A 20,038-nucleotide genomic window follows, 5' to 3' on the forward strand; every position below is an offset into this window, starting at 1 on the left:
GCAGCCTGCCAGCAGCAAAACGCCCAGGCTTACCGTGGTGGTGCCTGGGCGTTTTGTCATCTGCCGTGCGAAAGCGGCAATCCGCCGGGCTCAGCCAGCATATTGCTGGTGCACCAGTTGGCCCAGCCGCGCCAGCCTGGCCTGCTGGGCCTCGGTCCACGGCTCGGCGCAGGACAGCCGCACACAGTTGCGATAGTCGCCACGCGGTGAAAACAGCGGTCCGGGAGCCAGCCCTATGCCTTCCTGCCGCGCTTTCCGGTGCAGCACCAGACTGTCGAACTCCTGGGGGAATTCCAGCCACAAGACAAAGCCGCCTTGCGGGCGCGTATACCGCACATCGGCCGGGAAATATTGTTGCAGCCCGTCCAGCAAGCCCTGCATCTGGCTGGCAATGGCCCGGCGCAGACGTCGCATGTGGCGCGGGTAGGCACCGCTTTCCAGAAAGCGCGCCAGTACCGCCTGGTTGAGCGTGGGCGTGGAATGCGTGCTCAGGTATTTCTGCACTTCCACCTGGCTGCGGTAACGGCCCGGGTCTATCCAGCCTATGCGCAGGCCCGGTGCCACATCCTTGGTGAGCGAGGCGCAGTACAGTACATTGCCGCTGCGATCGAAAGCCTTGATGGGGCGTGGCCGCTGCCGGCCATAGTAGAACTCGCCGTAGACATCATCCTCGATCAGCGGAATACCGCGTGCGGCCAGCAGTTCGGCCACCTTTTCCTTGGCAGCATCCGGCATCAGCGCGCCCAGCGGGTTGGAGAAATTGGGCACCAGGATCACCGCCTTGATGGCGGCATCACGGGTGGCCAGCTCCAGCGCGTCCACCGAAATGCCGCTGACCGGATCAGTGGGGATTTCCACCACCCGCAGCCCCAGCGCCTTCAGCGTGTACAGCAGGGAAAAATAGGCCGGGGACTCCACCGCCACCACATCGCCGGGCCGGGTAAGCGCGCGCAAGGCCAGGTTAAGCGCCTCGATGGTGCCCTGGGTGACGATCAGTTGTTCCGGGTGCAGCTGGCCGCCCCACTCCATGGCCAGCCGCGCAATCTGGCGTTTGAAATCCAGATAGCCGCTGGGGCGGCCATAGTCGGACAGCAAATCCGGATGGCGGCGCATGCAGTCCAGTGTCATGCGCTGCAACTGGGCGGTAGGTAGCAGCGCATGCGGGGCCACTGCACTGCGAAAGCCCTGCATGCGTTCGGTGCGTTGTTCCGACTGGTCTTCCACATAGCTCCACAGCAGCGGGTCCACCGCCACTTCGGTGGGCGCGGCCAGCCGCAGTGCATGCCCGGCCTCGCTGCGGTAACGCACAAAGTAGCCGGACTGTGGCCTGGCTTCCACCAAGCCCAGGTCTTCCAGACGGCGGAAGGCCTGTTGCACCGTACTCAGGCTGAGGCCACGCCGCAGTTTCATTTCACGCAGCGAAGGCAGACGTTCGCCGGCGCGCAGCACGCGGGCGCTGATCTGGGCGGCAATGTCATCCGCCAGTTGCAGGTAAAGAGGCTGGGTATCCATGCCACCATGATAAGGGATTGCCCACCCACTACCACGCACAGTTGTGCACAAAAACAGGCAGTACAGTTACCAAAAAACAGCAACTGTCATGGCTGATTATCGACAACTGTGTGGCTACCGGGCGGCATGCGTGGCCTCTAAGCTGTGAGACATCAACAGCACGGGAGCACGCAACATGACCACACTGATACTGGGTAATGGCGAACTGATGAGCCTGAACGGCCAGCTGCCGCAATCCTTGCAGGTACAGCAGGGACGGATATGGATCAGCTACTGCGGGCAGGATGTGATTCTGGGGCGCGGCAGCAGCTGGACGCCGGGCAAGGCCGGCGGTGAAACCTTGCTGCTGGAGGCCGTGGGCGGGCCTGCCCAGCTGAGCATGCAGTTGCAGGGCGAACACGGCCTGTTACAGCTGGCCAGCTGCAACTAGGCTGGCTGACCAAAAGTGGCCTGCAGGAAATCCAGCATGGCGGTGAGCTTGGCCTGATGCTGACGGCCAGGCGGATACAGTACGGTAAGCGGCATGCTGTCATCCACCCGCCACGGCTGCAGGATTTCCACCAGCCGACCGTCCTGCAAGGCCGGTTCCAGCAAAAAGGCCGACTGACGGATGATGCCGGCCCCGGCCAAGGCCAGGCTGAGCAGGGATTCGGCACTGTCCACGCTGAGCCGGGCGCTGACATCCACCCGCTCAAGCCTGCCATCCACCATGAAAGGCCACTGGTCGGCCTGCTCCACATCGGCCACCACCAGGCACTGGTGCCGGGCCAACTCGGACGGATGCTGCGGCCAGCCGTATTGCTGCAGATAGGCCGGTGCCGCACACACCTTGCGCGGCAGGCTGGCAATGGGGCGCGCCACCAGGTCATCCACCGGGCCCAGCGGCCCCAGCCGCAAGCCCAGATCGAAACCGTCGGCGGCAATATCCACCAGATGGTCGCTTACCGACAGCGCCAGCCGCACCTGCGGATACATGGCCATAAAGCGTGGCAGCGCCGGTAGCAGTTGCTGGTTGCCAAAGGCGGTACCCACGGTAATGCGCAGTGTGCCTTGCGCAATATTGCGGCCATGACGCAGCTCGGCCTCGGCACTGGCCAGATCATCCACGATACGCCGGGCATGGGCGATGAAGCGCTCGCCCTCTGCCGTGGCCACCACCCGGCGCGTGCTGCGGGCAAACAGGCGGCAGCCCAGCCGTTTTTCCAGCCGGTCTATCGCCTTGGACAGCGCTGATGCAGTCAGCCCCAGCCGTGCGGCCGCCCGGGTGAAGCTGGCAGTTTCGCTCAGATACAGCACAGCCAGCAATTCGGTGGTTTGCGTTTCTATCATATTGCTGAATCTGTTTCAGTAATGAATTTCCTGACTGGCAGATTCTAAAACCCGTCATGCGTAATAAGCTAGGTTTTTCACGGAGGACACCTGATGCATACCCAACTGCACACCCTGTTTCAGGCCAAGGCCTGGGCTAACCGGCAATTGTTTGCCCTGCTGGAACAAGAACTCGACAGACTATCCGCAGACACCCGGACCGCCGCGCTGCGCATGCTGAACCATGTGTGGCTGGTGGAGCAGATATTCCAGGCCAATCTGCAACAGCTGCCGCACGGCTTTGACGCGCTGAACACGCCGGATACGCCAACGCTGGCCGAGCTACAGGCACGTCAGCAGGCCAGCGATGACTGGTATCGCGTCTATCTGGAAACACTGGATGGCACCGCACTGACACAGGCGGTGGACTTCCGCTTTGTCGATGGCAAACCGGGCCGCATGCAGCGCAGCCAGATGCTGCTGCACCTGATTACCCACGGCAGCTATCATCGCGGCATGGTGGGACGCATGCTGGCCGAGGCGGATATCCGCCCGCCCAAGGACAGCCTTACCATCTTTCTGCATCAGACAGCCTGAACGGGAGAACACAATGGCGCAATTCGTGGTGGAAGTGGAATGGCAGAGCGATGGGCAGGATTTTCTCAACCGTCGCTACAGCCGCAAGCATGTGCTGCGCTTTGATGGCGGAGCCGAGGTGGCGGGTTCGTCCTCCCCCGCCGTGGTGCCGCTGCCGATGTCGGACGCCAGCGCAGTAGACCCGGAAGAAGCCTTTGTGGCGGCGCTGTCCAGCTGCCACATGCTGTGGTTTCTGGACCTGGCTGCCCGTGCCGGTTTTACCGTGGAGCGTTATCTGGACCGGGCCAGTGGCGAGATGGGCAAGAATGCCGCCGGGCAGCTGGCCATCACCCGCGTCACGCTGCGGCCGGATGTGCAATTTGGCAGTGCCAACCCGCCCAGCGCGGCCCAGCATGCCCAGCTGCACCATCAGGCACACAGCAACTGCTTCATTGCCAATTCCGTAACATCCACCGTGCTGTGCCAGCCGGTGGGGCTGGACGAGACGTCGGTCTAGCCATCAGGCACAGGTTCGGTCTGCTACGGGCTGCGCCATGGTGGGCAGGCTGGCTTCGGCCATGGCTTCGCCCACCAGAATGATGGCCGGGCTGCCCATGCCTGCGGCCAGGGCGTCAGCCTCCAGCGTGGCCAGCGTACTCAGCAGGCGCTGCTCCTGCGGGGTGCTGGCCCACTGCACCACCGCCACCGGCGTGCTGGCGGGCAGGTACTGCAACAGCGCCTGGTTCAGGCTGGCGATGCGGCTCATGCCCATATAAATGGCCAAGGTGGTGCCGGTGGCGGCCAGTGCCTGCCAGTCCGGCTCGCTGTGGTCCTGCGCATGAGCGGTTACCAGCGTCACGCCACGGCAATGCTGGCGATGGGTAAGCGACACACTCAGGCTGGCGGCTGCTGCCAGTGCCGAGCTGATGCCATTCACCACTTCCACCTCGATACCGTGCTGTTGCAGATAGCTGATTTCCTCACCGGCACGGCCAAACAACAGCACCTCGCCGCCCTTCACCCGCACCACCTGCCGGCCCTGCATGGCATAGCGGCGCATCAGGCGCTGGATGAAATCCTGCGGCGTGGACTTGCAGCCACCGCGCTTGCCCACCCGCACCACCTGTGCCTGCGGGGCCAGGCTGACGATGTCCGGGTTTACCAGCTCGTCCAGCAGCAGTACTTCCGCCGCCTGTAACTGGCGCACCGCCTTGAGGGTGAGCAGTTCCAGATCGCCGGGGCCGGCCCCCAGCAGCACTACCTTGCCTGTTGCGCGTTTCATGTTCTTGCTCCCTGTTCAGGCAGGCTGCGCCACGCTGGCGGCCATGCGTTTGATTTCCGGCACACAGGAGCCGCAGACGCTGCCGCAACCCAGTGTACCCTTTATGTGTTCCACGCTATCGCCGCGTTCCAGACACTGGCGGATGGCGTTTTCGCCCACCTGCTTGCACTGGCAGATGACTTTTTCCCGCACCACGGCACGCTGGCCGGCCGGGGCAAACACCGTCAGCCGCGAACCCTGCCATGGTTCGCCTGCCTGCAGTTGCAGCAGCAGGCTGTCCGCTACCGGCCCATCTGTCGCGCTGCTGCTGGCAAACACAAAGGCCGCCAGCGCTCCATCGGCCCAGGCCACGCGTTTGACCACGCCGCGGCGGTCGTCGCGATATTCCAGCACCTCCGGCCCCGGCTGCAGGCCCAGCACATCCAGCAGCTGCTGCAGCCATCCATCCAACGCCTGCTGGTGCGCGGCGCGCAACAATAAGACATCCGGGCTGTGCAGCGCAATGGCGGCATAGCGGCACTGGCAAAGAAGCGGTGCCAGCCGCGCCTGCATGGCGGGCAGATCGTCACAGCGCAGCGCAGCCGTGACTCGCCACGGCAGGCTGATTTTTTCTACCTTCACCGCTGCATGCTTGAGTTCCGGCTGGAAGGACTGGCCATCCACCTGCGGCTGGCTGGCCTCATTGATGCCGCCGCTATTGAGAAACTGGCCATTCCAGTGCATGGCCGCAAACACCGTGCCGCCGGACAGTTCGCGGCTGAGGGAGAGCGGCAGTACCAGTTGGCCGCGCTTGCTGCTGATGCGCAGCAGATCGCCAGCTTGCAGGCCACGGCGCTCGGCATCGTCCGGATGCATTTCCAGTGCCGGTTCCGGACTGTGGGCAAACAGTTGCGGCAGGCGGCCAGTGCGACTCATGCCATGCCACTGGTCACGCAGACGGCCAGTCAGCAGGCGGAAGGGATAGTGCGCCGACACATTCTCTGCCGGTGGCTGGTAGCGCACGGCATGAAAACGGGCGCGGCCATCGGTGGTGGCAAACACGCCATCGACATAGCGCCGTGCCTGGCCCTGTACCGCGCCAGCGGGCAACGGCCATTGCTGCGGCCCGGCGCTGTCCAGCACGGCATGGCTCAGCCCGCTGATGTCCAGATCCCGCCCTACGGTGAGCGCGCGATGTTCGTCGAACACACTGGCGACTTCAGTATCAGCAAACAGGCTGGCAGCGCCGGGATACAACAAAGCCTCCAGCCGACGCGCGATCTGGCTGACAATCCAGCCATCGCTTTGCGCCTCGCCCGGTGGCGGTACGGCGGCACGCACCCGGCTGATGCGGCGTTCGGAATTGGTGACCGTGCCTTCTTTCTCACCCCAGGTGGCTGCGGGCAGCAGGATGTCGGCCAGCGCAGTGGTGTCGGTATGGGCAAAGGCGTCCTGCACCACCACCAGCTCGGCCTTGGCCAATGCGGCGCGTACCTGTGGCAGGTTGGGCAGCGAGTGTGCTGGATTGCTGCAGGCAATCCAGATAGCCTTGATGCGCCCCTGCTGCAATGCGTCGAACATGGCAATGGCCGGCAGGCCGGGCGTGGCCGACAGCCGCTCTGCCGGCACGCCCCAGTGGGCAGCCACTTCCGCACGGTGTTCGGCATTGTCGATATCACGATGCGCCGCCAGCATGGTGGCCATGCCGCCTACTTCGCGCCCGCCCATGGCATTGGGCTGGCCGGTAAGCGAGAACGGCCCGGCACCCGGCTTGCCGATCTGCCCGGTAGCCAGATGCAGGTTGATCAGCGCCAGGTTCTTGTCTGTGCCGTGACTGGACTGGTTCAGCCCCATGCAGTACAGCGACAGGCTGGCCGGGCTGTGGCCAAACCACTCGGCGGCCTGGATCAGGTCTTCCTCGCGGATACCGCAGATTTCCGCCGCCATTTTCGGTGTGGTGTTGCGCACCATCTGCTTGAGTTCGGCAAAGCCTTCGGTATGGGCGTGGATGTAATCCTCCGCCACCAGCCCTTCCCAGATCAGGTGGTGCAGCATGCCGTTGAACAGGGCGACATCGGTGCCGGGTTGAATCTGCAAATGCAGGTCGGCCATGGCGGCGGTGTCGGTGCGGCGCGGGTCGATGACAATCCAGCGCGTGTCCGGCCTCGCCGCGCGGGCTTCTTCCAGCCGACGCAGCAGCACCGGGTGGGCGTAGGCCAGATTGCTGCCGGCAAACAGCACGCAGTCGGCCTGTTCCAGATCGGCATAACAGGTGGGCGGGCCATCGGCACCAAAGGCTTTCTTATAAGCGGTAACGGCGCTGGACATGCACAGGCGGGAGTTGGTGTCGATATTGTTGGTCCCCACCACGCCCTTGGCCAGCTTGTTGAACAGATAGTAGTCCTCGGTCAGCAACTGGCCGGACACGTAAAAAGCCACCGCGTCCGGCCCGTGCTGGCGGATGATGCAGGCAAAACTTTCCGCCACGCTGTCCAGCGCGCTTGCCCAGTCAACGCGCTGGCGCGGCGCATCGCGGGTGGTCCGCATTTCCGGGCACAGTGCGCGGCCACTGTCGCTGGCGGCGCTGGCCGCCAGATTCAGCCCCTTGCTGCACAGCCGGCCAAAATTGGCCGGATGCTCGGGGTCGCCGCGCACACCGGTAATGCGTCCATCTTCGCTGGCAATCAGCACGCCACAGCCTGTGCCGCAATAGCAGCAGGTGGAGCGGGTTTCAGTCTTGCCCATTTTGCCCATCCTTTTCTGATGACAAGGTCCCGTTGCAATCGGCCTTGTTCACAACCCCAGCAGCACCATGCCCTGTTCCAGCTTTACCGGAAAATGGCGGGCGCAGCCCACATCCGGCGCGCGGGCTTCGCCGCTGGCCAGATCGATATTCCAGCTGTGCAGCGGACAAGTCACCGATTCGCCGTGCACAATGCCCTGGCTCAGCGGCCCGCCCTTGTGCGGGCAACGGTCCAGCAGGGCAAATACCTTGTTGTCATGGGTGCGAAACACCGCCACATTGCCGCTGGCACGTTCCACCACCCGGCTGCCTTGCGGCGGAATGTCAGTGAGGGCGCAGATGTGTACCCAGTGTTGGCTGTCTGTCATGGCGTGCGCTCCTCAGGCGTGCAGCTTGATCGGAATGAATTCGTTTTTCTGCGTACCGGCAATGCGTACCGCCCATGGGTCTGGCAGGCCTTGCAGGGAAAACAGCAAGCGCTGGTACAGTGCCTGGCGGCTGGCGGCATCGGTCACCACCTTGGCCTTGATGACATCCAGGCCGACGCGGGCGATGTAGTGCACGGTGCGGTCCAGGTAATAGGCTTCCTCGCGGTACAGCTGCAAGAATGCCCCGCTGTATTCCTTTACTTCCTCGGCGGTTTTCACCTTGCACAGAAACTGCGCCACCTCGGTCTTGATGCCGCCGTTGCCGCCGACATACAGCTCCCAGCCGGAATCCACCGCAATCACCCCCACGTCCTTGATGCCGGCTTCGGCACAGTTGCGCGGGCAGCCGGACACCGCCAGCTTTACCTTGTGCGGCGACCACATATTGGCCAGCATGGTTTCCAGATCAATGCCCATCTGGGTGCTGTTCTGGGTGCCAAAGCGGCAGAACTCGCTGCCGACGCAGGTTTTCACCGTGCGGATGGATTTGCCGTAGGCGTGGCCAGACTGCATGCCCAGGTCTTGCCACACATTGACCAGGTCTTCCTTCTTCACCCCCAGCAGGTCGATACGCTGACCGCCGGTGACTTTCACCATCGGCACCTGGTATTTGTCGGCCACGTCGGCGATGCGGCGCAGCTCGCTGGCGGTGGTGACACCGCCCTTCATCTGCGGAATCACCGAGAAAGTGCCGTCCTTCTGGATATTGGCGTGCACGCGTTCGTTGACGAAGCGGCTTTGCGGGTCGTCCACCGCCTCGTGCGGCCAACTGGACAGCAGGTAGTAGTTGATGGCCGGGCGGCAGGTGGCGCAGCCATTGGGGGTGCGCCACTCCAGAAAGTGAAACACCTCGGCATGGGTCAGCAAATGCTGTTCGCGGATGGCCTTGCGCACTTCACCATGGCTGCGTTCGGTACAGCCGCACACTGCCTTGGTCTTGGGCGTTTCCTGGAAATCCGTACCCACCACGCTCATCAGGATCTGCTCCACCAGCCCGGAGCAGGAACCACAGGAGCTGGCCGCCTTGGTGTGCTTTTTCACCTCATCCAGGGTAAACAGGCCCTTGTCCTTGATGGTCTTGACGATGGTTCCCTTGCACACGCCGTTGCAGCCGCACACTTCGTCGCTGTCTTTCATGCCGGCGGCCTTGCTCTGGCCCTGCACGCCGGCGTCACCGATGGTGGATTCGCCAAACATCAGCGTGTCGCGCAAGTCGGCTACCGAACGGCCTTCGCGCAGCAGTTTGAAATACCAGGCACCGTCGGCGGTATCGCCATACAGGCAGACCCCGGCCAGCTTGTCGTCCTTGATCACCAGCTTTTTGTACACGCCGCCAGCCGGGTCGGACAGCACGATGTCCTCCATGCCTTCCCCGCCCATGAAGTCGCCAGCCGAGAACAAATCAATCCCGGTAACTTTCAGCTTGGTGGACAGCACCGAGCCCTGATAACGGCCGATTCCCAGCTGGGCCAGATGGTTGGCGCACACCTTGGCCTGCTCGAACAGCGGGGCCACCAGGCCATAGGCCACGCCACGGTGGCTGACACATTCGCCCACGGCATACACACGCGGGTCGTAGGTTTGCAGCGCATCGCTCACCACGATGCCGCGCTCGCAATGCAGGCCGCAGGATTCGGCCAGTGCGGTATTGGGGCGAATGCCCACCGCCATCACCACCAGCTGCGCGTCCACCTGCTCGCCATCGCTGAAACGCACCCCGGCCACACCGCCCTGGCCGTCATCCAGAATGGCCGCGGTCTGCTTACCCAGCAAAAAGCCGATACCGCGTTCTTCCAGCGCCTGACGCAGCAGGTCACCGGCCACATCGTCCAGCTGGCGGTCCAGCAGCCAGTCGCCCAGATGCACCACGGTAACCTCCATGCCGCGCAATTTCAGGCCATTGGCAGCCTCCAGCCCCAGCAGGCCACCGCCAATCACCACGGCCTGACGCTTGGTCTTGGCGGCATCCATCATCAGTTCGGTATCGCGGATGTCGCGGTAGCTGATGACGCCATCCAGCTCCTTGCCCGGTACCGGCAGGATGAAGGGCGTGGAGCCGGTGGCCAGCAGCAGGCGGTCGTAAGCGGCCTCGGTGCCGTCCTCGGCGATGACTTTGCGGCGGACCCGGTCGATGGTGGCCACATTCTTGCCCATGTGCAGGGTGATGCCCTGTTCGGCATACCACTCCACACTGTTGAGAATGATGTCCTTGAAAGCCTGCTCCCCGGCCAGCACCGGCGACAGCAGGATGCGGTTGTAGTTGGGGTGGGGTTCGGCACCGAATACGGTGATGTCGTACATGTCCGGTGCCAGGCCCAGCAACTCTTCCACGGTGCGGATGCCGGCCATGCCGTTACCCACCACCACCAGCTTTTGCCGGGTCTTGCCCTGCAGTTCTGCCATGTCCATCGTGCTCTCCTTTGCTTCTTATACCCGGGCTGCGGCTACGGTCCAGCCACTGCGCCAGCGTTGTTTCACTCCGGCCAGGCTCAGCCAGGCCAGGCAGCACAGGCAGGCAAACAGCCACAAGCCAGCCGCATAACCACCGGTAGCCTGCTTGATGGCTCCCAGGCTGGCGGCCAGGGCAAAACCACCCACCCCGCCCGCCATGCCTACCAGGCCGGTCATCACGCCGATTTCCTTGCCAAAGCGCTGCGGCACCAGCTGGAACACCGCGCCGTTACCGGCACCCAGGCACAGCATGGCCAGAATGAACAGCAGCAGTGCCACCGAAGGGCCACCCACATTGAAGCCGGCAGCGCCAATCAGCAGCGCGCAGCACAGATACACCGCCAGCAACGAACGGGTGCCGCCCAGACGGTCGGCCAGCATGCCGCCCAGCGGACGCATGACCGAGCCGGCAAACACACAGGCGGCGGTGTACATGCCGGCTGTTTTGGCATCAAAGGCAAACTGGTCGTGGAAGTAGCCCGGCAATGCGCTGGCAAAACCGGAGAAGCCGCCAAAGGTCATCGAGTAGAAGAACATGAACCACCAGGCGTCCTTTTCCTTCAGCACGGCCAGATAGTCGGCCAGCTTCTTGGCCGGCGGTGCATTGGGCGCATCCTTGGCACAGATAGCAAAGATGATGAGCGCAGCAAGCAGCGGAATGCAGGCCAGGCCAAATACGTTCTGCCAGCCAAAAACCAGCGCCAGCGCCGGGGCAAACAGCGCGGCCAGCACGGTGCCGGAATTACCTGCCCCGGCAATACCCATGGCCGTGCCCTGGTGCTGCGGCGGATACCAGCGCGAAGCCAGCGGCAGCGATACCGCAAACGAGGCTCCGGCCACGCCCAGGAACAAGCCAAGCAGCAGCGCGCCACCCAGGCTGGCAATGCCGATCTGCCAGGCTGCCAGCAAGGCGGCAATCACGATCAGTTGGCCGATGATGCCGGCACCGCGCGCTCCGATGCGGTCCACCAGCACGCCCATCAGCAGGCGCAGGATGGCTCCGGCCAGAATCGGCGTGGCCACCATCAGGCCGCGTTGCTGGGTGGAAAGATGCAGTGCGGTGGCAATGGGCACCTGCAAGGGCCCCAGCAGATACCACACCATGAAACTGAGGTCGAAATACAGAAAGGCTGAAAACAGGGTCGGCTTGTGTCCGGCTTGCCAGAAAGTGCGGTCCATGTGTTGCTCCTGTCGGGGAAGCGTGCTTCCCGCCAAATGGCCAAAACAAAAACGGCGTCCTCCCTGATGTTGGAATCAGGTGAGGACGCCGTTGTCCGTATCGGCAGTGGCCGCCGTTGGCCGCTGCCGTGATGTCTGGTGCAGGCGGCACGCCATTGCGCCGCTGCGTGGTAATCATTGCAAATAGCGTGCCAGCTGCAAAATACCTGCTGGAGGCCGGTTTACGCTGTTTTCGGCCCCATGCTGCACCGCATCAGTGCGTAAAATTCAGCATCGCACCGACACTGGGCGCGGCATCGGCGCGCTCCGGCCAGTGGCAGCCATCCATCAGCACGCTATGGCGATCTGCCGGAGCCGGCAGCGGCAGACCGCAGCATCTGGCAGCCTGCTCGTACAGCGCGGTCTGGTTGACGGCGGTCACCATGGCGGGCTCGGCCTCGCCCGGCCACATGCCCCAGCGCCGGTATTGCTGCAGGAACCACAGCCCGTCGGACAGATAGGGATAGTTGACCCGGCCATCGGCGCAAAAACGCAGCTGGCCGGCATCGGCACTTTCCCATTGCTGCAGGATCAACTCCACCGGCATCGCCAGGCAGTCATCCTCCGCCAGCCAGGCAGCCGCCTGCGCATGGTTTTCCGGCTGATCCAGCCAGTGGCTGGCCAGCAACAGCGCCTGCACCATGCGCCCGACCACATCCGGCTGTTGCTGTGCCAGTTCACGGCGGCAGGCCAGCACCTTTTCCGGGTGTTCCGGCCAGATGGCGGCACTGTCGGCCACCCGGCTGGCCACGCCCAGCTGCTGTGCCTGCGCATGCCAGGGCTGGCCGGCACAAAAGCCGTCCAGCATGCCGTCCTGCATCGCAGCGCCCATTTGCGCCGGTGGAATCACCACGCAGCGAGCATCACGCAACGGGTGCACGCCTTGGGCCGCCAGCCAGTAATACAGCCACATGGCGTGGGTGCCGGTGGGAAAGGTATGCGCCAACACCAGTGGCCGCCCCAGATCCCGGCTGATCTCGGCCAGGCTGATGCCCTGTCGGTATTGATCCGCCAGCGCCGGAGCCAGGCTGATGCCCTGCCCGTTCTGGTTCAGCGTCATCAAAATGGCCATATCGCATTGCGGGCTGCCCATGCCCAGCTGCATGCCGTACACCAGGCCGTACAAGGCATGGGCGGCATCCAGCTGCCCGTTCATCAGCTTGTCGCGCACGGCAGACCAGGAAGGCTGGCGCTGCAGGCAGAACTGCAGACCCAGCTCCCGGTCCAGCCCCAGCTTGTGGGCGGCCACCAGTGCAGCGCAGTCAGTCAGGGCAACAAAACCCAGTTTGAGTTGGTGTAGGGATGCAGGAGCAGTCATGAAAGGCTTTCAGCCCAGCAGCTTGCTGGAATTGATCAGTTGTCGGGACAGCTCGGCCAGGCGCAGGCCGCTTTGCATGGCCTGGCTGCGCAGCAGCGCATAGGCTTCGGCCTCGCTCAACTGGCGGCGCTCCATCAGGATGCCCTTGGCGCGTTCGATCAGCTTGCGGTCGGCCAGCTGTTCTTCCACCTCGGCCAGGCGTTTTTTCAGCCGCGCGTCTTCTTCAAACTTCACCCGTGCCATGTCGATGATGGGGGCGAGCTTGCTGGCTGCCACCTGGTCCACCACATAAGCGGTGACACCGGCACTGACTGCGGCCTGAATGGCGGAAAGCCCGCCCTGCTCGGCAAACATCACCACTGGCCGTGGTGCGGCATGGCCCATCAGCGCCAGTTGTTCCAGCGTGTCACGCGAGGGGGATTCGGTATCGATGATGATGATGTCGGGCGTCTGGCTGTCCACCAGCTGCAGCAGCTCGGCTGCGCCCTGGGCCTGTGCAATCACCAGATAACCGGCCGCCGTCAGCGCGGCATGTAGCTCGGCCATCGGGCGGTCGGTATCGTTGACCAGCAACAGTCGTAATGGAGAGGAGGCAGTCATGGCAGCATCTGGAAGTGGTTGCCAGTAACCGTGCAATATTCGTGCCTGCCGTCTCAGTCGGCCATGGCGGGCAGCTCCAGCCACCCCAGCCGCATGGCCATGATGATGGCGCTGTAGCGGTCTCCCACTTGCAGCCGCAGCAGTACATGGTGCAGATGCACCTTCACCGTATACAGGCTGATCTGCAGTTGTATCGCCATTTCCTTCAGGCACAGGCCGGCAGCCGCCAGCCGGATGATATCGCGCTGGCGCGCAGTCAGCCGCACGCCGTCCTCTGGCAGGGGATCGCAGCCCAGCACCCGCTGGTAGAACGCGGCATCCACGGTCACCAGACCGTGCCGCAGTGCATACAGCCCTACTTGCAGCCGGCTTTTCAGCGCCAGTTTCAGCAAAATGGACGAAACATAGCTTTTGACCGTGGAGACGCCAATCTCCAGCGTCCGGGCGATTTGCTTGTTGGAGCGGGATTCGGCCATCAGTGCGATGACGGCTTTTTCTCTGGGGGTAAGCAGCTTTGCATCAGTCATCACGGGCCGGCTCGCTTGCATGGTCAGGTAAGAATGTAGTCGCTGCCCACCTGCCAATCGGCAGGCATGGCCTTGTCGTCCAGTTCCAGCACCGTACGCTCTATGGTGCGGGTCATGGCATCCAGCGGCAGGCTGTTGGGCGAGCGCGCAAACGGGTCAGCCAGTTCGCTGGCAATGGATTCCAGTGCAAACAGCGTGTAGGACAGAAACACCGTGATGAAGGGCGTGGCATAGCTGATGATGTCCACCAGACCGAAAGGCAGGAACAGGCAGTAGATGTAGACGGTGCGATGCAGCAGCACCGAGTAGACAAAGGGAATCGGCGTGGACTTGATGCGCTCGCAGCCACCAATGACATTGAAGATTTCATCTATCTGGCCATCGCAGGCCAGCAGCTGCATATCGGTCAGCAGCCCTTGGGCATTGAGCGCATACAGCGTGCTGCGGATTTGGTGACACAGCACGGTAGGCTTGTAGACATTGTCGGCACAACGCACATCATCCACCACATCGCCACGCAGCTGGCATTTGAGCAGGGCCGGCAACAACAGCAAGTCGGCAATGATTTTTGCACAGCGCGGAGCCAGCAAGGGATTGGCAGCACGGATGGCAATCACGATGGAAGCCAGCGCGCGGATGGCAATCAGCAAATGGCCCCACAGCTTGCGTGCCTCCCAGTAGCGGTCGTAGCTAGCATTGTTGCGAAAGGCCATGAAAATGGTAAGCGCCACCCCCACCAGGGTGAAGGGCACGGTATTGAGCGGAATCTTGTCGCCAAATACATGACCGTCCGTCAGTAATGCCACGCCACTGACGCAGGCCATGAACAGCAACTGGGGAATGATGCGCCGGAGGACGGACCCTTCCCACACAAACAACAGTTTGAGCCAGCTTTTTTCGGCACGAACAATCATTCAACAATCTCGCTTAATCAATAAAACCATATCCGGCCAGGCAGGTATAAAAAATATTGCCGGAGATAAAAAATGGCGGATTTCTCCGCCACAGCTAATTGGGGGTAGCTGAAGAAAACCACATATGAGGATGGTGACAATAAAAGCAATCAAGGTGTCGTCATTTCTCTCCCGGCTATCGGCAACAGGGATATATTATTGGTTTATTGATTTAAAAAAGAACACAGTTGGCACTGATTCAGCAATTACAGTTAGCCGGCAAAACTGCACATATCAGTGCAAATAAAAATGGCATTGCCCGCAAGCAATGCCATTCAATTAAAACCAGCCTTCACCCAAGCAGTTTATTCACGCATTAATCTGCATTTTTTTAATTCCCGTAACGCACAAATCCGTTGCCGCGACAAAAACTCAGCAAGCTGATGCCGGAGCGTTCTGCCATTTGCACCGCCAGCGTGGTGGGGGCTGAAATGGTGGCCAGCACTGGCAATTGCAGGCGTGCGGCCTTGCGCACCAGCTCGTAGCTGGCGCGGCTGGACATGAAGACAAAACCGGCGTGCACATCCTCACGACGGTCCGCAAGATAGCCAATCAGCTTGTCCAGCGCATTGTGTCGGCCCACATCCTCATGCACGCGGAGAATATTGCCAGCCAGGTCACACCACGCCGCCGCATGTACGCCACCAGTGTGTTCCATCAGCTGCTGCGCCTGGCGCAGCCCGGCACTGGCCCTGGCAATGGCCTGCGCGCCCAGCGCCAGTGGTGGCAGATGGGCCGGCAGCCGTTCCGGCTTCAGATCCAGCATCTCCAGGCTTTCGATGCCGCAGATGCCACAGCCGGTACGGCCTGCCAGCGCTCGCCGTCTGGACTTGAGGGCCATGAAGGCGGACTGGGCAATCTCCAGCTGCACGCTAAAGCCCTCGCAGGCCGGCAGCACTTCCACTGCATAGATTTCTTCCCGCCGTGCCACTATGCCCTCGGACAGGGCAAAGCCGATGGCCAGGTACTCCAGCTCCATGGGTGTGGCCATCATTACCGCATGTGAAATACCGTTGAACACCAGCGCCACCGGACATTCTTCCGCCACCTGGTCCTGCTCCCTGCCGTAATGGCCATCGCGATAGCGGCAGACATCAAGCCAGCGGCTGCCAGCCAGCGGGTCGGCAGCCTGCGGCATGGCGTCATGCTTTTCCATGGGCATTATCTAGCCTCCCACCAGCGACATGCGCACCGTCGGGTATTGCTTGCGGCCATGGTTACGATATTGCTCACCACGCAGTTCGGAATACTGGTCGTCGCGGCGCTGCCATGCATTTGCAATACGGGCCATCAACACCTCTGGTGCAACGTGCTCGCCCAGCATGGGCCGCAAGTCAAGAGATCGGCTGGCAAACAAACAGGTATACAGCTGGCCATCGGCTGAGATGCGCGCACGGGTGCAATCGCCGCAGAAGGGCTGGGACACACTGGAAATAAAGCCCACCTCGCCGCCGCCATCGGCATAGCGAAAATAGCGCGCGGTATCGCTGGCGTGCTGCGGCGGCACCGGCAGCAAGGCATGCCGCCGATTTATCAGCGCCCGTACCTGTTCTGAATGCAGCACGCTGGTGCTGCTCCAGTTGGCGGCTCCGCCAACATCCATGTATTCGATAAAACGCACGGTGACCCCGCTATGGCGGAAATAGTCGGCAATCGGCAGGATCTGGCTGTCGTTCAGGCCCTTCTGCACCACGGTATTCACCTTGACCGGTGCCAGTCCAGCCTTGCAGGCTGCCTCAATGCCATCCAGCACACCCTTGACGCCGATACCCGCATCATTCATCTGGCGGAACACCCGGTCATCCAGCCCATCCAGGCTGACGGTAACCCGCTCCAGCCCGGCATCCTTCAACCCTTGTGCCCGCGCAGCCAGCAATACACCATTGGTGGTCATGGAAACGGATACATCGCGACCCGACGGGGTTTTCAGTCTGGCCAGGGATTCAATCAGCTGCTCCAGGTTCTTGCGCACCAAGGGCTCGCCACCGGTGATGCGGATCTTTTCCACCCCCAGGGCCACAAAAGCGCGTGCCAGCTTTTGCATTTCATCAAACGACATCAGCCGGGCATGTGGCAGGAAGGGGTAATCCTTGCCAAACACCTCCTTTGGCATGCAATACGGGCAGCGGAAATTGCACTTGTCGATAACCGATAGCCGCAGGTCCTTCAATGGCCGCTGCAGTGTGTCCATGGTCGGCATGCCGTACTTCGCCTCCCCTGCTTGCTCTGATTGATCACTGATCACTTCACTACTCCTTGGCAGATGACGGTGCGACACACCGGCGGCACATGCCCATGTCCGCCAATATAGCGGCCAGCCAAAGCCGCAGGCAGTACAGTTGGTGCCCAGCCGCACGGTTACAGTCAGCCGGCAAACATTTCCCGGCACAGCGCCAGACCGTCGGCGCTTAACCCTGCGCTGCCGCGACCATCCTCGCCCAGCTGCAGCTGCACCACCCCAGCCGCCTGCAGATAGCTCAACTGGCGGCGCAGCACGCTCATGGGCAGGCCAGACTGCTTGGCCAGCCGCGCCAGCGACCAGGGCTGCTGCCCGACCTGGCCGGCAGCCCGCCACAGCTGCTCCAGCACGGCCAGCAGGGCTGCGTCCATGCCCTGCCCGTTTTCAGGCTGCGCGCGTTGATCTGCCATGGTGTTCTCCCTGTTCACTGGCGTAACTTGTCAGTGCTTGACCAGTACCACCTTGCCGCGGAACAGGTGGTACTGGTACAGGTTGTAGCCAATCATGATGGGCAATACCGTGCCGATTCCCAACAGCATGAAGGTAAGCGTGGCGCTGTTGGATGCCGCCGCCGCAATGCTCAACTTGCCCGGAACCAGCCACGGAAACAGGCTGATGGCCAGCCCGGCAAAGGAAACGGTGAACAGCAGCGAGGCCCCCGCAAACGGGCTGTGCTCGCCGCCGGTGAAAATGGCATACAGCACGTAGACAAAGGCCAGCGCCGCCAGTACACCCAGCAACATCAGCACGTGCAGGATGCCGCTATCCTGCCACTGGCTGAGGCCCACCGGGCTGAAGTACAGCGTCCCCAGCGACACCACGATGGCCGCCAGCACGGTGGTGCACACCGCCACCACGGCACTGCGTCGGGCACTGCCCTGCAGCTGGCCAGTTGTTTTCTTCACCAGCCAGGTGGCACCCAGCAGGCTGTAGCCGGAAGCCACGCCAATGGCGGTGACCGCCACAAAGATGGCGCTCTCCACCCCTGGCACCAGCCCGCTGATCACCCTGCCCAGAATCAGGCCCTGCGCCAGCGCCGCCAGCAGGCTGCCCAGGCCGAACACGCGGTCCCAGAACACCTTGCTGCCATGCGCCACATGGCGGAACTCAATGGATGCGCCACGCATCATGAAGCTGGCAATCAGCACCATCACCGGCACATATAGCTGGGTCATTAGCATGGAATAGGCCAGCGGAAAGGCACCGAACAGCGCGCCGCCCAGTGCCACCAGCCAGGTTTCGTTGGCGTCCCACACGTGGCCGATGGACTGGATCATCAGATCGCGGTCTTCCTGGCGGCGGCGGAACAGCGACAGGATGCCGACGCCAAGGTCAAAGCCATCGGTAACGACATACAGCAAGAGCATCAGGCCGATGATGCCGAACCAGGCATGGCTCAGCAGGTCCTGTGTGGAGGTAGGTGTCATTTGATCGTTTCCTGGATAGTGAAAAAAGGGGTATCAGTAATCGATGCCATGCGCATGACCAGTCTCCATCCGGGCTTGCGGCGGCTGCAGGCTCAGGTCCGGCCCGGTACGCAGCCAGCGGCGGGCAAACACAAAGAAGGACAGCAGCAACACCACAAAGAAGGCGCTGAACATCAGCATGCTGCCGGTAAGTGCTGCCGGGGCAATGGCGGAGGCCGAATGCTCGGTGCGCAGCATGCCGTACACCGTCCACGGCTGGCGGCCCACTTCACGCACTATCCAGCCGCACTCCACTGCGACATAGGGCAGCGGAATGGCCAGCACCCAGGCCCACAGCAGCTTGCGTTGAGCCAGCAGCACATCCAGGTGACCACGCGCCTGGCGCATCGCCCAGGCAGTCCAGAACGCCAGCACCATGAACAGGAAACCGATGCCGGCCATCAGGCGGAAGGCGTAATACAGCAAGGGCAGCATGGGTGGCTGATCTGCCTTGGGAATATCGTGCAGGCCCTTGATCTGCCCGTGCAACGAATGGGTGGCCAGCAGGCTGAGCATGCCCGGCACCTCGATGGACCAGTCATTGGCCTGCGTATCGGCATTGGGCCAGGCCAGCAGCGACCAGTTGGCACCGGTGCCCGGCGCATTGGTTTGCCAATGGCCTTCGATGGCAGCGCCCTTGGCCGGCTGGGTTTCAAACACAGCCACTCCGCTGGAATCACCCAGCCAGATCTGCAGCGGCGCGGCAATCAGCAGCAACAGCAGCGCCAGCCGGAAGGAGCGGGCAAAGAATTCCACATTGCGGCGCTGCAGCAGCTTCCAGGCGGAAATGCCGGCCACCACCACCAGCCCGGTTTCCATGGCGGCAAACCACATATGGCTCACACCCCATACCATGTCCGGGTTGAAGATGGCGGCAATGTAGTCGGTCACCACCAGCCTGCCGTTTACCACGGCCACGCCGGCCGGGGTTTGCAGCCAGGAGTTGGCCACCATGATCCAGAACGCCGACAGCGAGGAGCCAAAGGCCACCATGGCCGTGGCAAACAGATGCATGCGGCGCGAAACACGCTCCCAGCCAAACATCATGATGCCGATGAAACCGGCCTCCAGCATGAAGGCCATGGCACCTTCAAAGCCCAGGATGTTGCCAAAGAACTGGCCGGTATATTCGGAGAACGGCCCCCAGTTGGTGCCAAACTGAAACTCCATCGGAATGCCGGTGGCCACGCCAACGGCAAAATTGAGCAGCAGCAGCTTGCTCCAGAAGCGGGCGTGGTGATACCAGACAATATTGCTGGTACGTACCCACAGGGTTTCCACCACCACCAGAAAACCGGACAGGCTGATGGTGAGAATGGGCCACAAAATGTGGAATAGCGCTGTCAGGGCAAACTGACCGCGTGCCAGATTGAGGGATTCGACAAGCATGACAATCACCATTTGCAATGCAGCAGCCCGCCTACCCGGCCAGACCGCT

The 20,038-nt window shown here is 62.4% G+C and carries 18 protein-coding genes and 1 pseudogene; 3 read left to right on the forward strand and 16 right to left on the reverse strand.

Annotation, left to right across the window (positions count from 1 at the left end):
• Positions 1-90: 90 nt before the first annotated feature.
• Positions 91-1,512, reverse strand: coding sequence for an aminotransferase-like domain-containing protein (locus GSR16_RS09800; protein ID WP_159876900.1), 1,422 nt, complete (start codon positions 1,510-1,512; stop codon positions 91-93).
• Positions 1,513-1,687: 175 nt separating this feature from the next.
• Between GSR16_RS09800 and GSR16_RS09805 the strand changes: the two genes are divergently transcribed.
• On the forward strand, positions 1,688-1,942 hold the full coding sequence (locus tag GSR16_RS09805; RefSeq protein ID WP_159876902.1) for a hypothetical protein: 255 nt from the start codon (positions 1,688-1,690) through the stop codon (positions 1,940-1,942).
• Here GSR16_RS09805 and GSR16_RS09810 read toward each other — a convergent pair.
• Positions 1,939-2,841 carry a LysR family transcriptional regulator gene (locus GSR16_RS09810; protein ID WP_159876904.1) on the reverse strand — a complete coding sequence of 301 codons (903 nt, stop codon included), beginning with the start codon at positions 2,839-2,841 and terminating at the stop codon, positions 1,939-1,941. The genes GSR16_RS09805 and GSR16_RS09810 overlap by 4 nt on opposite strands.
• A gap of 93 nt (positions 2,842-2,934) precedes the next feature.
• On the opposite strand from GSR16_RS09810, the gene GSR16_RS09815 reads away from it, so the two are divergent.
• Complete coding sequence (locus GSR16_RS09815) at positions 2,935-3,417, forward strand: DinB family protein (protein WP_159876906.1); 483 nt, start codon at positions 2,935-2,937, stop codon at positions 3,415-3,417.
• Between the two features lie 13 nt (positions 3,418-3,430).
• Positions 3,431-3,913 (forward strand): OsmC family protein, encoded by a 483-nt coding sequence (locus GSR16_RS09820; RefSeq protein WP_159876908.1) that lies wholly within the window; start codon positions 3,431-3,433, stop codon positions 3,911-3,913.
• A 3-nt stretch (positions 3,914-3,916) separates the two neighbouring features.
• On the opposite strand, the gene cobA is transcribed toward GSR16_RS09820, so the two are convergent.
• From cobA to GSR16_RS09890, 14 genes and pseudogenes are all read right to left on the reverse strand, one after another.
• Positions 3,917-4,678, reverse strand: coding sequence for a uroporphyrinogen-III C-methyltransferase (gene cobA / locus GSR16_RS09825; protein WP_159876910.1), 762 nt, complete (start codon positions 4,676-4,678; stop codon positions 3,917-3,919).
• A gap of 15 nt (positions 4,679-4,693) precedes the next feature.
• Positions 4,694-7,402 (reverse strand): nitrate reductase, encoded by a 2,709-nt coding sequence (locus GSR16_RS09830; RefSeq protein ID WP_159876912.1) that lies wholly within the window; start codon positions 7,400-7,402, stop codon positions 4,694-4,696.
• Between the two features lie 48 nt (positions 7,403-7,450).
• A complete protein-coding gene (gene nirD, locus GSR16_RS21040; protein ID WP_159876914.1) occupies positions 7,451-7,768 on the reverse strand; it encodes a nitrite reductase small subunit NirD in 318 nt (105 codons plus the stop codon).
• Between the two features lie 132 nt (positions 7,769-7,900).
• Positions 7,901-10,237: pseudogene (gene nirB / locus GSR16_RS09840) on the reverse strand (nitrite reductase large subunit NirB); the annotation flags it as partial.
• 18 nt (positions 10,238-10,255) lie between these two features.
• A complete protein-coding gene (locus GSR16_RS09845; RefSeq protein ID WP_159876918.1) occupies positions 10,256-11,458 on the reverse strand; it encodes a nitrate/nitrite transporter in 1,203 nt (400 codons plus the stop codon).
• 253 nt (positions 11,459-11,711) lie between these two features.
• Positions 11,712-12,815 carry a CmpA/NrtA family ABC transporter substrate-binding protein gene (locus tag GSR16_RS09850; protein WP_159876920.1) on the reverse strand — a complete coding sequence of 368 codons (1,104 nt, stop codon included), beginning with the start codon at positions 12,813-12,815 and terminating at the stop codon, positions 11,712-11,714.
• Between the two features lie 9 nt (positions 12,816-12,824).
• Complete coding sequence (locus GSR16_RS09855; RefSeq protein WP_159876922.1) at positions 12,825-13,415, reverse strand: ANTAR domain-containing response regulator; 591 nt, start codon at positions 13,413-13,415, stop codon at positions 12,825-12,827.
• Between the two features lie 53 nt (positions 13,416-13,468).
• A complete protein-coding gene (locus tag GSR16_RS09860; RefSeq protein ID WP_159876924.1) occupies positions 13,469-13,942 on the reverse strand; it encodes a response regulator transcription factor in 474 nt (157 codons plus the stop codon).
• 23 nt (positions 13,943-13,965) lie between these two features.
• Positions 13,966-14,856 carry a bestrophin family protein gene (locus GSR16_RS09865; protein WP_159876926.1) on the reverse strand — a complete coding sequence of 297 codons (891 nt, stop codon included), beginning with the start codon at positions 14,854-14,856 and terminating at the stop codon, positions 13,966-13,968.
• 370 nt (positions 14,857-15,226) lie between these two features.
• The gene (fdhD, locus tag GSR16_RS09870) at positions 15,227-16,051 is read right to left on the reverse strand and encodes a formate dehydrogenase accessory sulfurtransferase FdhD (protein ID WP_240902641.1); all 825 of its coding nucleotides are present in this window, start codon (positions 16,049-16,051) and stop codon (positions 15,227-15,229) included.
• A gap of 9 nt (positions 16,052-16,060) precedes the next feature.
• The gene (moaA, locus tag GSR16_RS09875) at positions 16,061-17,086 is read right to left on the reverse strand and encodes a GTP 3',8-cyclase MoaA (protein WP_205677538.1); all 1,026 of its coding nucleotides are present in this window, start codon (positions 17,084-17,086) and stop codon (positions 16,061-16,063) included.
• Positions 17,087-17,259: 173 nt separating this feature from the next.
• Positions 17,260-17,544: a helix-turn-helix domain-containing protein gene (locus GSR16_RS09880; RefSeq protein ID WP_205677539.1), complete on the reverse strand. Its 285-nt coding sequence runs from the start codon at positions 17,542-17,544 to the stop codon at positions 17,260-17,262.
• Between the two features lie 30 nt (positions 17,545-17,574).
• Positions 17,575-18,561 carry a cytochrome d ubiquinol oxidase subunit II gene (locus GSR16_RS09885; RefSeq protein ID WP_159876930.1) on the reverse strand — a complete coding sequence of 329 codons (987 nt, stop codon included), beginning with the start codon at positions 18,559-18,561 and terminating at the stop codon, positions 17,575-17,577.
• 33 nt (positions 18,562-18,594) lie between these two features.
• Entirely contained in the window at positions 18,595-19,989 is a 1,395-nt protein-coding gene (locus GSR16_RS09890) for a cytochrome ubiquinol oxidase subunit I (RefSeq protein WP_159876932.1), read from the reverse strand.
• Positions 19,990-20,038 lie beyond the last annotated feature (49 nt).

This window comes from Aquitalea denitrificans (assembly GCF_009856625.1).
Classification (GTDB): domain Bacteria; phylum Pseudomonadota; class Gammaproteobacteria; order Burkholderiales; family Chromobacteriaceae; genus Aquitalea; species Aquitalea denitrificans.

What these genes read in the sequence shown, in the direction of transcription:
- nirD (WP_159876914.1), bottom strand. Translation starts at nt 7,768, where the DNA reads ATGACAGACAGCCAACACTGGGTACACATCTGCGCCCTCACTGACATT.
- GSR16_RS09880 (WP_205677539.1), bottom strand. Translation starts at nt 17,544, where the DNA reads ATGGCAGATCAACGCGCGCAGCCTGAAAACGGGCAGGGCATGGACGCA.
- GSR16_RS09805 (WP_159876902.1), top strand. Translation starts at nt 1,688, where the DNA reads ATGACCACACTGATACTGGGTAATGGCGAACTGATGAGCCTGAACGGC.
- GSR16_RS09860 (WP_159876924.1), bottom strand. Translation starts at nt 13,942, where the DNA reads ATGACTGATGCAAAGCTGCTTACCCCCAGAGAAAAAGCCGTCATCGCA.
- GSR16_RS09865 (WP_159876926.1), bottom strand. Translation starts at nt 14,856, where the DNA reads ATGATTGTTCGTGCCGAAAAAAGCTGGCTCAAACTGTTGTTTGTGTGG.
- GSR16_RS09815 (WP_159876906.1), top strand. Translation starts at nt 2,935, where the DNA reads ATGCATACCCAACTGCACACCCTGTTTCAGGCCAAGGCCTGGGCTAAC.
- GSR16_RS09800 (WP_159876900.1), bottom strand. Translation starts at nt 1,512, where the DNA reads ATGGATACCCAGCCTCTTTACCTGCAACTGGCGGATGACATTGCCGCC.
- GSR16_RS09850 (WP_159876920.1), bottom strand. Translation starts at nt 12,815, where the DNA reads ATGACTGCTCCTGCATCCCTACACCAACTCAAACTGGGTTTTGTTGCC.
- GSR16_RS09885 (WP_159876930.1), bottom strand. Translation starts at nt 18,561, where the DNA reads ATGACACCTACCTCCACACAGGACCTGCTGAGCCATGCCTGGTTCGGC.
- fdhD (WP_240902641.1), bottom strand. Translation starts at nt 16,051, where the DNA reads ATGGAAAAGCATGACGCCATGCCGCAGGCTGCCGACCCGCTGGCTGGC.
- GSR16_RS09820 (WP_159876908.1), top strand. Translation starts at nt 3,431, where the DNA reads ATGGCGCAATTCGTGGTGGAAGTGGAATGGCAGAGCGATGGGCAGGAT.
- GSR16_RS09830 (WP_159876912.1), bottom strand. Translation starts at nt 7,402, where the DNA reads ATGGGCAAGACTGAAACCCGCTCCACCTGCTGCTATTGCGGCACAGGC.
- GSR16_RS09810 (WP_159876904.1), bottom strand. Translation starts at nt 2,841, where the DNA reads ATGATAGAAACGCAAACCACCGAATTGCTGGCTGTGCTGTATCTGAGC.
- GSR16_RS09845 (WP_159876918.1), bottom strand. Translation starts at nt 11,458, where the DNA reads ATGGACCGCACTTTCTGGCAAGCCGGACACAAGCCGACCCTGTTTTCA.
- moaA (WP_205677538.1), bottom strand. Translation starts at nt 17,086, where the DNA reads ATGGACACACTGCAGCGGCCATTGAAGGACCTGCGGCTATCGGTTATC.
- cobA (WP_159876910.1), bottom strand. Translation starts at nt 4,678, where the DNA reads ATGAAACGCGCAACAGGCAAGGTAGTGCTGCTGGGGGCCGGCCCCGGC.
- GSR16_RS09890 (WP_159876932.1), bottom strand. Translation starts at nt 19,989, where the DNA reads ATGCTTGTCGAATCCCTCAATCTGGCACGCGGTCAGTTTGCCCTGACA.
- GSR16_RS09855 (WP_159876922.1), bottom strand. Translation starts at nt 13,415, where the DNA reads ATGACTGCCTCCTCTCCATTACGACTGTTGCTGGTCAACGATACCGAC.